Here is a 12,897-nt window from a genome sequence, read left to right as displayed (position 1 = left end):
AGACAGGAGTCGGTAACGCACTTTATACTAGATAAGTGGAGGCGAGAGAATGAAGAGTAATGAGACATTCACCTTGATTCAAGAGATTACCCGTTTGGATGGTACTAAATACATTGAAATTGGTAACATGATGATGAATGGTCGCGCTGAGCTAGCGGCCGAACGTGGTTATATTAAATCAGTGCGGATTATGCAGCTGAACATATCGCATTCGCAACATGTAATTAATTATGAAAAATACATCGGGGAACGCTACGAAATGCCCGACGAAAACATGACTTCGTGGGAAGAATGGCAAAAAGATGACCGGATTATGAAGGACTTCAACGCGATTTTACACGAAAATCATATCAGTGCTAATAAAGAATAATTACTTGGCTTTTAAGGCCCGTTTTTGCATTATACAATTCAAGTAATTCAAATGCTTTTCTGGAATTTCTTAATTCTGGGAAAGTATTTTTTGGTTTTCGCAGTTCTTTTTTTGTACCAGAAAAAATAATTTTTATCCGCAAGTGTAAACGCTCGCAAAAATTCGCTTTTCGTGTTAATCTATTCTTGAATTTAAATATAAGAATAATCAGGTTTGTTTCCACAAGGGGGAATCGATGATGAGAAAAGCGTTTATGATTGGTACAGGAGTTGCAAATTTAGCTGCCGGCGTATATTTGATTCGTGATGGTGGTTGGAGCGGTAATCAAATTACCATGTTCGGACTCGATAAACACGGGGCTAACGATGGGGCAGCGGTTGCGGATTACGAGACGGAATACGGCAACCAACGGCTATCTAACGATCGGGGCTTTTTAGCCAAGGGCGGTCGGATGCTTAACGAAGAGACCTATGAAAACTTGTGGGACGTTTTGCGGAGCGTGCCGTCTTTGGATCACCCAGGGCAATCGGTTACGGATGACATTTTAAACTTTGACCATGCTCATCCAACCCATGACGTGGCCCGGCTAATGGATAAGCGTAACGGGATCCGGAATAATGGCGGTGCGGACGACTATTCGCATATGCAATTTAATAACCAAGACCGGAAGTTGTTAACCAAATTAATGATGATGCCTGAAAGCCAAGAAGCAAAGCTTAACGACGTCAGCATCGCGGAATGGTTTAAGGATAGTCCGCACATTTTCACTACTAACTTCTGGTACATGTGGGAAACTACCTTTGCGTTTAAGAAGGAAAGCTCCGCAATGGAATTGCGGCGTTACATGAACCGGATGATTCTGGAATTTAGTCGGATTAACACCCTTGAAGGGGTTACCAGAACGCCGTATAACCAATACGAAAGTATCATTCTACCGATGCGTAAGTACTTGAGCGATCACGGGGTTACCTTTATCAACAACCGTAAGATTACCGCCTTCCAATTCAAGGACACTCCGTTGCGCGATGATATCATCGTTACTGGCTTAGAGTACGAAGACGTAGGGGAAAATAAGCAAACCGGCACAATCCCGGTTGACGAAAATGACCTCGTTTTCGATATCAACGGCGCGATTACCGATAGTTCATCGATTGGTGATTTCAACACCCCAATTAAGGAAAATATGGAATACGCTCCTAGCGCAGCATTATGGAAACAAGCTACCGAACATTTCTATAATCTAGGAAATCCGGACAAGTTCTTTAACGACCGTGCCCAAAGTGAATGGATGAGCTTTACGGTAACCACGAAGAACCACTATTTGGTAAACCAAATTAGCCGGATTACCCAACAAGAACCGGGGAATGCTTTAAATACTTGGGTAGATAGTAATAACTTGTTATCCATCGTGGTTCACCATCAGCCGCATTTTCACGCTCAAAAGGAAAACGAAACGGTCTTCTGGGGCTACTTCATGTTCCCACGTAAAAATGGGGATTATGTGGACAAACCGGTAATTGAAATGACCGGAAAAGAAATGCTGCAAGAATTACTAGGTCATTTGGCAGAAGTTGATCAAGCAACGGATAGCGTTGTTTATCATGAAGAGGAAATTATGGATAGCATCGTTAACGTAATTCCGGTTTACATGCCGTACGCTAGCGCACTGTTCAATACGCGAGCTGTTGGAGACCGTCCTGAAGTAGTGCCAAAGCATTCGAAAAACTTGGCATTTGTCAGCCAGTTCGCAGAAATGCCATTTGACATGGTCTTTACCGAACAATACTCGTTCCGGGCGGCACAACGGGCAGTCTACCATTTCTTAGGAATTCCTGAAGAAAAAATGACCCCAGTGCACCACTACGAGAAGAATCCAAAGGTGCTTTTGAAAGCAACCCGGACCATGTTCCGTTAGAATTATCTATTTAATAATACTAAAAGTTGATTTGAGAGCTTGATTTTATTGAAGCGCCAACGAAATCAGCTGCTCCGCTTAACAAAAAATCGATCGTTATGCCAATTTAGGCAACGGTCGATTTTTTTGTTAATGCTTGTAAACTACCCGACTTTTGTCCTGCTCTTAGCATTTTGGGTTAGGACTTAGTAAAGTTTTCAAGTCCGTCACGCGTACTTTTACTACTTACGGGTGATTTTGGGGAGGACGTAGTTTTGATAGTAATCTTGGTAGGTTTGTTTGGAAATTTGGCCCCATTGTTCTTGGCTGAATTCCTTAATTTTTTCGGTACTAAAGTTAGCCTCTTTAATTGCGCTGATTGAGAAGACTTGGGTTTGGTCGCCGACGCTTAGCCGAATTTTCTTCAGCGAACGGGGAAGCGTGTCGCCCTGGATTTTCTTCAGAATATGGACCATATTGGGTGCGTAAAGCTGGGTGAAATCAAACAAGTTTAACTTAGGGACCCGAATGATAATCTGGGAGTCCGTAAAGTTAACTTGAAAAGGCAGGCGACCGTTAAAACTATCCGCAATTTGATTTTCAATCAAGGTGGCCTCATTGGAGGCGTTTTCCTCGCCATAGGAATCAGTATTTGAATGAATATCTAATTGTTGATTGGTAAAATTAGGGTAAGTTTGAAAGCCCAGAATTACCAAAACAACTACGGTTAAGTTAGATTTAGAAAAGATTCTGGGACGTTTGAATTTCTTTGCTTTAGCCATGTCTTATATCCGTTCATAATAAACCCGTTAAACGTAATTACGTTTAATAATTTCAACAACATCAACAATTATAGTAAATTTAAGGTATTTACACAAACGTTTGTTTGCTAAATGTTAAAGGATAAGTTACGATAGATGAAAAATTATTTAAGGGGTACCGGAATGTTAAAATACGCGATTTTTGATTTAGACGATACTTTACTGGATTTTAAGAAGGGTGAACGTATCAAAGCTACCGAAGTCTTACGTAAATATGGCGTGCAAGATTTGACGACTGGATTGGCAACCTACACAAAAATTAACCAGCAGGTCTGGGAAGCAATCGAGCAAGGTGCACCTCGGGATCAAGTGTTGAAAACCCGATTTTCGAAAACCTTTGCGGCACTCGGAGTGGATGGCGATGGGGTCGCTGCTGAACGGGAATACCGCCAGCGATTGGCAACTAGCTACTACCAATTTGAAGGCGCGCAAGCATTACTGCGGGATTTGAAATCGGCAGGAATTCGGTTGATGGTGGGAACTAATGGGGTTAAGAAGACTCAGTTGAGTCGACTCGCTGGTTCCAAGTTAGACCAATACTTTACCGACTGCTTTATTTCAGAAGACGTTGGTTATGCTAAACCTGATGAACGCTTCTTTGCGCCAATTAAGCATAAATATGCGGATATGAGTTTCCAGAATACCGCAATGGTGGGCGACCGGTTGCAATCCGACATTTTAGGGGCCAATCAAGCCGGGCTCAAAAGCATTTGGTATAATCCCCAACAAATCGCGGTGGATGCGCCAATCAAGCCAACCGCGGTGGCACATTCTTATGACCAGTTGCGGGAATTAATGTTGTAAGGCGTGCTTGAAACAACAAATAAAAAGAGATAACTTACGAAATTAAGGGTCCAGCAAAATGGAACTTGAAGAATCAAAAATTTGAATTTTTTTCATTACTAAATAGTTTAAAAGCAGTGTGGAGGTGAAAGAGCCCACACTGTTTTTTTTATTTTAGAAAAAATGTTGACTTATTATCTGAATGCGCTTACACTATCTGTGGGCTCAAAAATAAACTAACATGTTACTTTGAATGCTTTGACTTGTTAAAAAATAAGCTTTTTACCAAGTTTATAAATACAAAATAAGCATTTTAAGTCCCAAGGGAGTATTGCAATGGAGTATAAAGATATTTCACCATCAACCGTTATTGAAGAGTTACTTCGGGAAATGATTATGGAATTAAAGGATGGCGATCAATTGCCATCGCAAAGAGAATTAGCGGAGAAATTACAAGTAAGTCGTAACGCTGTCAAATATGCGTTAGCGAGATTACAAAAAGAAGGTGATATTCGGGTTAAAAATCGTCAAGGAATTCGGGTTAACAAGAAAATAGATGTTAATTTGCTAGGAATGCGCCCGTTAAGTAGTGAATTAGGAGAATCAAATGAACAAATTCAACAGCTTTCCGCAAAAGTAATTAATACACCAAATAGTTTAGAAAGCTTTTTTAAAAGTTCTACTAAGCAAACGTTAGAGCTTAAGCGACTTCGTTTGTACAAAAACCAGCCGTTTTCATTTGAAATTGCATATCTAGATGCAAAGCGTTTCGAGAAGTTAGTGGATTTTAATTTTAATAACTATTCGCTTTATAAAGCCTTAAAAGAAAATTATGGGGTTCAACCCACGTACGGCTATGAAACCATCACGTGTGTGTTAGCAGACGAAAGTTTAAGACGCACATTACAAGTGGAAGAGGGAAAACCGTTATATCAAGTAGACAGTTTTAACTACGAAGAAAATGATGTTCCAGTTGAACATACGGTGCAGTACCTTATTGGGAGTAACTTCAAGTACCACTTCAAGGCAAAGAATATTTTTGATTATCAAGAGGACTTATAAAATGACACTATTTAAAGAAATTTACGCTGATATCAAACGCAAAATTGAAAATGGGGTATACAAAAAGGGCGGAGTTTTACCGAATGAAGGTGAGCTACAAAAGATATACCAAGTTAGTAGAACAACGGTGCGTAAGGCAGTTGAGCAACTAGTTGAAGAAAAACAAGTTGTGCGTAAAAAAGGCGTGGGACTATTTGTTGCCCCAGGAATTTCTAAGCAAAATATTTTGGATATGACCGGAATTATTAAAACTTCTACTGGGCTAGAACCTGAGAAAACACAGATTAAGGAAAGCTACTTGCGTAAGGCAGGGGTTTACTATTCAAAAATCTTTGGAATCAAAGAGAATGAATTGATTTATTATCTTAGTTTTTTAGTGTTTTCCGAAGGTGAACGCACGTATGAAAAGTTAATTTTGCCACTGGATTATTTTCCCGGCTTTGATCCGGAGATATTGAAGGTTACCGCAATTATTGAAGCAGTTAACACTGGCAAACTGAGTGTCCAGGATGTTTACCAAGATTTTCAATTAACGGAAGCTACCGATGAAGATTATAAACAGTTAGAAGTGGCAACTGACTTTCCAGTTTTTAAAATAACTAATACCTTTTTAGACGATCGGGCACGAGTAGTTGCCATTGAATATAAATTACAGAGCGCTTTAGATACTAAATATTCAATAGACTTTGATTAAAAGTGAGGGAATTTAAAATGATAAAACTTGTTAGAGTAGATCATCGATTATTACATGGTCAAGTAGCGGTTTCTTGGTTTAACAGTTTGGGAGCAAACACTATCTTGGTGGCTAATGATGCCGTTGCTAGCGATGATTTTCGTAAATCGGCAATTCGATTGGCGAAACCAGATAATGCAAAGTTAGTGATGAAATCAATTGAAGACAGCATTAAAGCAATTAATTCAGGCGTCACTGATAAATATAAAATGCTAGTGGTTGTGGAATCAGTTGCCGACGCTAGCAAACTAATTCAAGAAACCGACGGAAAGATTGGGGAGCTTAACTTAGGAGGTACAAAGCCACGCGAAGGAACAATTAATTATTCTAAGACAATTAATTTGACTAACGATGAGGGAGCACAATTAACTCAACTACAACAACGTGGTGTAGACGTTTATATCCAACAAGTTCCTAGCGAAGAGCGGCAAGAATTCAAAAAAATAGATTAATTATGGAGGTGTAAAAATGAGTGCCTATTTAACAGCCTTACTGCTAGCCTTGATTGCTATGTTGGGGAACGGAGAGTATTTCTTAGGTTCGTCCATGCTTTCCCGTCCGTTAGTAATGTGTACGTTAGCTGGTCTAATCATGGGTAATGTGCAACAAGGAATTATTATGGGAGCAACTCTAGAACTAGCTTTTGTAGGTTCCTTTTCAATCGGAGCATCGATTCCACCAGAAATTATTTCAGGAAGCGTATTAGGAACGGCATTTGCAATCGGAGCTGGTAAAAGTACGGCGGTTGCTTTAACGTTAGGAATCCCAATTGCTTCGTTAGTGCTGGTAATTAAAAATCTGTGCTTTATCTTTATTTTGCCGTACTTTGTGCATAAAGCAGATCATTACGCGGAACAAGGCAATAGCAAGGGACTCGATCGAATGAATCTTCTTGGAGGATTTTTCTCAATTAACTTACCAATTGGATTAGTTGTAGGAGTTTCCTATTTGCTGGGTAGCCCGGTAATTAAATCATTCTTAGCGGTAATTCCACAGTTCATTATTAATGGTTTAGGTATTGCAACGGGGCTCCTACCGGCTTACGGTTTTGCGTTACTTTTAAAGATGATGGTCAACAAAAACAACATTACGTTCTTTATTTTAGGGTTTGCACTGGCTGTATATATGAAGATTCCAGTTACCGGCGTCGCAATTTTCGGAGCATGTTTAGCTTTGATTTTAACGGGTTACTCAGCATTTAAAGATAAATTTCATGCTGAACCAGCAGCTGTAGGTGGAAATTCAACTACGAATAGTGGGCAAAATGGAGGAATCGATTATGAAGATGAAGAGTTCTAAGTTACTTACGAAAAAAGATCTAATGGCAACCTTTTGGCGGTCGTTTACCATGGAATGGGCTTGGAATTACGAACGACAATCTAACTTAGGATATTCTTATGCGATGACTCCAGCTCTTAAGAAAATTTATCAAAACAGAGAAGACAAGTTAAAAAGTTCGTTTAAGCGACACTTGGAATTTTTCAACGTTACTCCATGGTTAAGTACTTTTCCGCTAGGCATTTCGATCGCAATGGAAGAACAAAATGCGTTAAATGACGACTTTGATGAAGATTCCATTAATAACATTAAAATTGCTTTGATGGGACCGTTAAGCGGGATTGGAGATTCATTTTTCTGGGGCACTCTAAGAGTTATTGCTACCGGGATCGGAACCTCGTTAGCTTTCCAGGGAAATATATTAGGACCGTTACTCTTTCTTCTGATTTTTAACATTCCAGCAATCATTGCACGATATTATGGCTTGTTTATTGGGTATAACATTGGAGCGTCATTTATTGACCGAGTGCAAAAAACGGGATTGATGGATAAGTTAACGTATGGTGCTTCTGTTTTAGGCCTCGGGGTGGTTGGAGCCATGGTTGCTACAATGGTAACTTTGAAAATGCCAATGAAAATTGGGACAGGGGCGGATGCCACTTCCGTACAAAAGATTTTTGATGGCATCGTACCAGGAATATTGCCGTTATTATTTACGCTATTTATTTTTTGGCTTGATAAAAAAGGATGGAAAGCACAGTACATTTTGTTATTGATTGCGGCAATCGGAATTTTTGGTGCTTGGAGTGGATTACTTGGTTAGTAAATAGAGAGGAGCAAGATAGTGAAATCGATTAATGATTATGTGCATTTGGAACCAAAGCTGTATCAACAAGTTCTTGATAATGTTGAAAAGTTATTTTTGAAACCGCTTAATCAGTGGGACTTAAGTAAGTTTAAGCGAGTAATGATATATGCAACGGGCTCTAGTTCAAATGCGGCCTTTGGTGCATTACCACTGATGAGCAAAATTCTAGGAATGCCTATTCAAGTTGAAGAACCTTCAATATCAGAAAATTATTTAATGAATATTGAAAACGACACCCTTTGTTTAGCAATTTCTCAAGGGGGGCATAGTTATTCAGTAGTTAAGCTAGTTGAACGGTTGCAAAAGAATCAAAAAATGGTCGTCGCCTTAACTAGTGAAAAAGATAGCCCATTGGCACGAGTTAGCAACCGGGTTCTTGAAATGGGAATGCCGGTGGAAGAAATGCCATACGTCAGTGCAGGATATAGTGTGACTATTTTAGATTTAATCTTAATTGCGCTAGTGCTTTCGAAAAAATTAGGGAAAATATCGGCTGAAGAGGATGAAAAGTATTGGCAACTTATTCAAGAAATCACGAAAAAATTGCCACAAGTTATTAAACAAGGCGATCAGTGGGTTGAAAAGCATGTGGATGACTTTAGTAATGCACAAAGAATTACTTTTATTGGTTATGGTGCAGCTTACGGTGTCGCTCGTGAAGGAGAAACCAAATTTACTGAAGCAGTACGGAATAATGCTTGGGGAAAAGAACTTGAAGAATATATGCATGGTCCATATTTAGGACTTCACGCTGAAGACATAATAGTTTTCATAGAGCCGAATGGTAAATTAGCGGATCGTGCACAGTTATTAAGGAAATTCTTAAAACAACATGTCAACCATGTTTACACAATTTATGCGAACCAAGTTAATTTGAGTACTTTGACAACCGGAGATTTAGCTTTTGAAATAGCAACTGATGAACTACTGGCGGCATTATTTTTAACCGTGCCAATCCATTTAATGGCCTATCGACTTTCCAAAATTAAGGGAGTTGATTTAGAACATTCGGCTTATCCAGATTTTGATCAAATTACAGCTTCTAAAATCTAATTAAACAATAAAGGAGAGAACATCATGAGAAAATTTAACAAACAACAATTAGTCGCAGGTATGCAAGGTGCACTTAAATTACGGAGTGAAATCAATCAATTAATAGACCAGATTGCTGATCAAGGATATCGTAACGTTTGCTGGTTAGGGATTGGTGGTACCTATGCATCCTCAATGCAAGCAGTAGTTCATATGAAAGAAAAATCGGGAATTGAAACATTTTACCAAAATGCAGCTGAATACCTAACGACCGGGAATCGCCGAATTACTGACCAAACTTTAGTAATCACTTCTTCAGTTACTGGTAATACTAAGGAAGTGGTTGACGCGGTAAAACAAATTAAAGCAGCGGGAGCGACTATTCTAGGTTTTATTGATAGGGCTGAAGCTGATTTGGCAAGTTTAGTAACCCATTGTATTTCTTATCCAGAAAATGAGCAGCTTAAATTCTTCATGGTTGCGGATCGTTTAATGTATCTTAAAGGTGAATTCCCGGAATATGAAGAATTCTATAGTGAAATGGATCAACACTTTGCTGAAGATATTGCGAATATTGAAGAAGGTGCGGACAAATTTGCTCAAGAATTTGCGCAACAACATCATGATGACGACATTCATTACTTTGTTGGAGCTGGTAACCAATGGGGCGCAACTTACTCATACGCAATGTGTTACTGGGAAGAACAACATTGGATTCGGACTCGTGCCATTGAAGCTGCTGAATTTTTCCACGGAATGTTTGAAGTAGTTGACCGAGATACGCCAGTTACAGTTTATGTTGGGGAAGATAGCCAACGTTCGCTTAGTGAGCGAGTTGCTAAATTCCTACCCGAAATTTGTGGAAATTACACAATTATTGATACTAAAGACTATGATTTACCAGGATTTTCAGAAAAATTCCGGGGCACCCTGTCACCATTTGTCTTCCATGCAATTAACAACCGTATTGATGTAAATATTGAACATATCAATCGTCATCCAATGGATATTCGGCGCTACTATCGAGCTTTAGATTACTAGAAGTGGAGTTCAACTAATGACATCAGTATTAATATGCATGCATGGAAAATCAGCCACCGCAATGCGGGATTCGGCTGAAATGATCTGTGGTAAGCAAGAAAAATGTGCGGCCATAGATTTCAAAATGGGGCAAGATTTAGCGGATTTCAAAGCCCAGTTAAAAAAAGAAATTGCGGAATTAGATGGATCTCCGATTTGCTTAACTGATTTAAAAGGGGGCACACCGTTTAACACGCTAGTGACGTTGACCAAAGATTTTCCTGATTTAAAAATCATTACGGGGACGAATATTCCAATGTTGTTACAGCTATTTGTTTACCGGACCCAATTCGATAAAGCTGATTTGGTTAAGGAACTTTTAAGCGCGGGCCAAAAAGGAATTTTCCAATACACCATGGTTGCACAAGGTGACGAGGAATTTTAAAAAAATTCTTCGGGAATTGAGGTAATAGTTTGGTTACTAATTAAAAATAGGGATCTTCAGTATTTAGCTGAAGGTCCCTATTTTATTTTGGAAAGATGTCATGCGTACCTTAAAGAAAACCTTGAAAGTGAGCTAGCTAAATTTTTAGAAAATCCATTGTTGACTTTTATGTCGATAACGTCATATAATCACTTTTGTCGATAACGGCATAACATTCAAAAGCAGGTGAAGTAATAATGGAAAAACAATTTAAAACTTTAGAAGACTTTTTAGGAACGCACTTTATTTACACATACGATAATGGTTGGGAATACGAATGGTACGCTAAAAATGACCATACGGTAGATTATCGAATTCATGGGGGAATGGTTGCCGGCCGCTGGGTTAAGGACCAAGAAGCCGACATCGTAATGTTGACGGAAGGTGTTTATAAGATTACTTGGACGGAACCGACCGGAACGGATGTGGCGCTAGACTTCATGCCAAACGAAGGTAAGTTGCACGGAACCATTTTCTTCCCTAAGTGGGTTGAAGAACATCCTGAAATCACGGTTACTTTCCAAAATGAACACATTGATTTAATGGAAGAATCTCGTGAAAAATACGAAACTTATCCTAAACTAGTTGTTCCAGAATTTGCTAAAATTAGTTACATGGGTGATGCTGGACAAAATAACGAAGACGTTATTTCTGAAGAACCATACGATGGCATTACCAGCGACATTCGCAACGGAAAGTATTTTGATGAAAACTACAAGCGAATTAACAAGTAATTAATTTTTGGAGGAGTTCGCATGCCACGACCACGAGTTTTACCGTACATTGTTTTAGGATTGTTAAATAAAAATGGGGTTATGTCTGGAAAAGATATGATTGCGGAATTTAAGAATGAAATTAGCGAGTTCTGGACGGTTTCGCACAGCCAGTTGTATCCTGAATTACAACGAATGACGGACGAAGGCCAAATTGAAGTGGTTGACGATGAACAAAATCGGAAAGTCATTAACTACGCAATAACTAAGAAGGGCCAAACGGATTTGCGGGAATGGCTCGCTACCCCGATTACGGCCAAAAATGATGAACTGACGTCACTTAAAATGTACTTTATCGCTGACCGACATGATCCACTTTTACAGCAAATTTTAAAACAGGCGGCGGACCTTCACGAACAAAAAGTGGCCCACTTAAAGCAACGGCAAAAATTACTGTTTGAAGAACCATCCGCGATTGAGGAAAATTACGGACATTACTTAATTTTGTCTCGGGCGGTTGAAAGGGAAGCATCCCATTTAGCCTGGCTAAAAAATCACATCGAATAATCCGAAAAACAGGTTTACAAGTAGGCGGACGTGGGAAAATTCGGGTGGCTTGCGAGCACTAACCCAAAATCGGTAGTTGTGCCTAAATTGGGCGTAACTACCGATTTGGGGTCCTTAAAAAACGTCGTCACCAAAACAGCACTGAGAAGTTTGCAAACTCTCAGTGCTGTTATTTTAATACCTCTTTTAATTAACCTTTACCGCCTTGGAAGGATGGATAAAGTGTCATCCCGCCATCAACGAAGAGGGTAATTCCGGTGACGTAACTTGATTCAGCGGAAGCTAACCATGCCGCCGCGGCCGCAACCTCTTCAGGATCGCCAATTCGTTGCATGGGAATCATGCTGGTAGTGGTTTTTAACTGTTCAGGATCCGCAAATTTTTTAGCGTTGATGGGCGTATTGATCGCGCCAGGGCCAATTGCGTTTACCCGGATGTGCCGGTCGGCGTATTCCATCGCAATTGTTTCGTTGAACAGTTTTACGCCGCCTTTGCTAGCAGCGTAGTGTGCAAAAGTTGGCCACGGAATTTTCTCATGAACGGAAGACATGTTGATAATGTTTCCGGGCTTATCATGCGAAAGAAAATAATTAATGGCCGCTTTTGAACCTAAAAACACGCCGTTTAGGTTGACGTCGAGCACTCGTTTCCAGCTTTCAAACGATAATTCCGCAGTCGGTTGTTGATTTTCCATCCCCGCGTTGTTGACCCAAACGTCTAGGTCGCCAAATTGATCGACGGCCGTGTCGACTAGGCGCTTAACGCCGTCTTCGGTTGATACGTCAGCTTGCACGACCACGCCTTCACCGCCGGCTGCGTTAATTTGATCCCGCACGGCGTTGGCGCCATCTTTATCAGAGTTGTAATTAATAACGACGTGCATACCTTCTTGCCCAAAGCGTTCGGCAATCGCGCTGCCGATTCCTTTTGAGCCGCCAGTAATCACGGCGACTTTTCCATTTAAATCTTTATATAGCATAGTTATTATCCCCCCAGAACATAACTGTAAAATAAATTCTTGATGTTCGTAACGTATGATAACATCAGAAATCATAGTAAAGGAACTGAAACGATTGGGCGTTGCTTACCTTATGCGTAGCTTAATATTTTTGGGGGATTGTTGCTATACACAAAGGCAAAATAACCCTATAAAAGCAAACTTGATTTTATAGGGTCGATGAGTTTTAAAAAAGATGGAGTGATTGGATTAAAGGCAATAAAATTAACAAAATAATGATGATAATCATGCTTAATCCAAAGAAATTATTCGGG

General features: G+C 39.8%; 15 protein-coding genes. 13 read left to right on the top strand and 2 right to left on the bottom strand.

Translation table 11 applies throughout. The features are described 5' to 3' along the window. Nucleotides 1–49 precede the first annotated feature (49 nt). Together I6H64_RS06565 and I6H64_RS06560 are read left to right on the top strand one after the other, a co-directional pair. Entirely contained in the window at nt 50–370 is a 321-nt protein-coding gene (locus I6H64_RS06565) for a hypothetical protein (protein ID WP_002829893.1), read from the top strand. Between the two features lie 235 nt (nt 371–605). After that, nucleotides 606–2,285 (top strand): oleate hydratase, encoded by a 1,680-nt coding sequence (locus I6H64_RS06560; protein WP_056985062.1) that lies wholly within the window; start codon nt 606–608, stop codon nt 2,283–2,285. Nucleotides 2,286–2,506: 221 nt separating this feature from the next. Here the strand turns inward: I6H64_RS06560 and I6H64_RS06555 are convergent, their stop codons facing one another. Then, nucleotides 2,507–3,046 (bottom strand): hypothetical protein, encoded by a 540-nt coding sequence (locus tag I6H64_RS06555; protein ID WP_008841810.1) that lies wholly within the window; start codon nt 3,044–3,046, stop codon nt 2,507–2,509. A 162-nt stretch (nt 3,047–3,208) separates the two neighbouring features. Between I6H64_RS06555 and I6H64_RS06550 the strand changes: the two genes are divergently transcribed. The 11 genes from I6H64_RS06550 to I6H64_RS06500 all read left to right on the top strand — a co-directional run bounded on the left by I6H64_RS06550 (nt 3,209) and on the right by I6H64_RS06500 (nt 11,625). Beyond that, entirely contained in the window at nt 3,209–3,889 is a 681-nt protein-coding gene (locus I6H64_RS06550) for a YjjG family noncanonical pyrimidine nucleotidase (RefSeq protein WP_036685518.1), read from the top strand. A gap of 315 nt (nt 3,890–4,204) precedes the next feature. Beyond that, complete coding sequence (locus I6H64_RS06545; protein ID WP_008841808.1) at nt 4,205–4,930, top strand: GntR family transcriptional regulator; 726 nt, start codon at nt 4,205–4,207, stop codon at nt 4,928–4,930. 1 nt (nt 4,931) lies between these two features. Continuing rightward, nucleotides 4,932–5,624, top strand: coding sequence for a GntR family transcriptional regulator (locus I6H64_RS06540; RefSeq protein ID WP_008841807.1), 693 nt, complete (start codon nt 4,932–4,934; stop codon nt 5,622–5,624). Between the two features lie 17 nt (nt 5,625–5,641). Beyond that, on the top strand, nt 5,642–6,115 hold the full coding sequence (locus I6H64_RS06535) for a PTS sugar transporter subunit IIB (protein ID WP_008841806.1): 474 nt from the start codon (nt 5,642–5,644) through the stop codon (nt 6,113–6,115). Between the two features lie 16 nt (nt 6,116–6,131). Then, on the top strand, nt 6,132–6,962 hold the full coding sequence (locus tag I6H64_RS06530; protein ID WP_008841805.1) for a PTS mannose/fructose/sorbose/N-acetylgalactosamine transporter subunit IIC: 831 nt from the start codon (nt 6,132–6,134) through the stop codon (nt 6,960–6,962). Further along, complete coding sequence (locus I6H64_RS06525) at nt 6,943–7,764, top strand: PTS system mannose/fructose/sorbose family transporter subunit IID (RefSeq protein ID WP_002831154.1); 822 nt, start codon at nt 6,943–6,945, stop codon at nt 7,762–7,764. The genes I6H64_RS06530 and I6H64_RS06525 overlap by 20 nt, the downstream gene beginning before the upstream one ends. Before the next feature lie 21 nt (nt 7,765–7,785). Beyond that, nucleotides 7,786–8,862, top strand: coding sequence for an SIS domain-containing protein (locus tag I6H64_RS06520; RefSeq protein WP_008841803.1), 1,077 nt, complete (start codon nt 7,786–7,788; stop codon nt 8,860–8,862). Nucleotides 8,863–8,886: 24 nt separating this feature from the next. Continuing rightward, nucleotides 8,887–9,882 (top strand): SIS domain-containing protein, encoded by a 996-nt coding sequence (locus I6H64_RS06515; RefSeq protein ID WP_008841802.1) that lies wholly within the window; start codon nt 8,887–8,889, stop codon nt 9,880–9,882. 16 nt (nt 9,883–9,898) lie between these two features. After that, nucleotides 9,899–10,306: a PTS sugar transporter subunit IIA gene (locus tag I6H64_RS06510; RefSeq protein WP_036685516.1), complete on the top strand. Its 408-nt coding sequence runs from the start codon at nt 9,899–9,901 to the stop codon at nt 10,304–10,306. Nucleotides 10,307–10,542: 236 nt separating this feature from the next. Next, nucleotides 10,543–11,079 carry a phenolic acid decarboxylase gene (locus tag I6H64_RS06505; RefSeq protein ID WP_002829879.1) on the top strand — a complete coding sequence of 179 codons (537 nt, stop codon included), beginning with the start codon at nt 10,543–10,545 and terminating at the stop codon, nt 11,077–11,079. 21 nt (nt 11,080–11,100) lie between these two features. After that, nucleotides 11,101–11,625, top strand: a complete 525-nt coding sequence (locus tag I6H64_RS06500) for a PadR family transcriptional regulator (protein ID WP_008841800.1) — start codon at nt 11,101–11,103, stop codon at nt 11,623–11,625. 190 nt (nt 11,626–11,815) lie between these two features. Here I6H64_RS06500 and I6H64_RS06495 read toward each other — a convergent pair whose 3' ends face one another. Then, entirely contained in the window at nt 11,816–12,604 is a 789-nt protein-coding gene (locus I6H64_RS06495) for a glucose-1-dehydrogenase (protein WP_008841798.1), read from the bottom strand. Nucleotides 12,605–12,897 lie beyond the last annotated feature (293 nt).

This window comes from Pediococcus acidilactici (genome assembly GCF_016127815.1).
Taxonomy (GTDB): Bacteria; Bacillota; Bacilli; order Lactobacillales; family Lactobacillaceae; genus Pediococcus; species Pediococcus acidilactici.
Note: the sequence above shows the minus strand (reverse complement) of the source record. Positions and strands in the feature narration are given on the sequence as shown.

What these genes read in the sequence shown, in the direction of transcription:
- I6H64_RS06510 (WP_036685516.1), top strand. Translation starts at nt 9,899, where the DNA reads ATGACATCAGTATTAATATGCATGCATGGAAAATCAGCCACCGCAATG.
- I6H64_RS06565 (WP_002829893.1), top strand. Translation starts at nt 50, where the DNA reads ATGAAGAGTAATGAGACATTCACCTTGATTCAAGAGATTACCCGTTTG.
- I6H64_RS06515 (WP_008841802.1), top strand. Translation starts at nt 8,887, where the DNA reads ATGAGAAAATTTAACAAACAACAATTAGTCGCAGGTATGCAAGGTGCA.
- I6H64_RS06550 (WP_036685518.1), top strand. Translation starts at nt 3,209, where the DNA reads ATGTTAAAATACGCGATTTTTGATTTAGACGATACTTTACTGGATTTT.
- I6H64_RS06505 (WP_002829879.1), top strand. Translation starts at nt 10,543, where the DNA reads ATGGAAAAACAATTTAAAACTTTAGAAGACTTTTTAGGAACGCACTTT.
- I6H64_RS06560 (WP_056985062.1), top strand. Translation starts at nt 606, where the DNA reads ATGATGAGAAAAGCGTTTATGATTGGTACAGGAGTTGCAAATTTAGCT.
- I6H64_RS06500 (WP_008841800.1), top strand. Translation starts at nt 11,101, where the DNA reads ATGCCACGACCACGAGTTTTACCGTACATTGTTTTAGGATTGTTAAAT.
- I6H64_RS06495 (WP_008841798.1), bottom strand. Translation starts at nt 12,604, where the DNA reads ATGCTATATAAAGATTTAAATGGAAAAGTCGCCGTGATTACTGGCGGC.
- I6H64_RS06545 (WP_008841808.1), top strand. Translation starts at nt 4,205, where the DNA reads ATGGAGTATAAAGATATTTCACCATCAACCGTTATTGAAGAGTTACTT.
- I6H64_RS06530 (WP_008841805.1), top strand. Translation starts at nt 6,132, where the DNA reads ATGAGTGCCTATTTAACAGCCTTACTGCTAGCCTTGATTGCTATGTTG.
- I6H64_RS06535 (WP_008841806.1), top strand. Translation starts at nt 5,642, where the DNA reads ATGATAAAACTTGTTAGAGTAGATCATCGATTATTACATGGTCAAGTA.
- I6H64_RS06555 (WP_008841810.1), bottom strand. Translation starts at nt 3,046, where the DNA reads ATGGCTAAAGCAAAGAAATTCAAACGTCCCAGAATCTTTTCTAAATCT.
- I6H64_RS06540 (WP_008841807.1), top strand. Translation starts at nt 4,932, where the DNA reads ATGACACTATTTAAAGAAATTTACGCTGATATCAAACGCAAAATTGAA.
- I6H64_RS06525 (WP_002831154.1), top strand. Translation starts at nt 6,943, where the DNA reads ATGAAGATGAAGAGTTCTAAGTTACTTACGAAAAAAGATCTAATGGCA.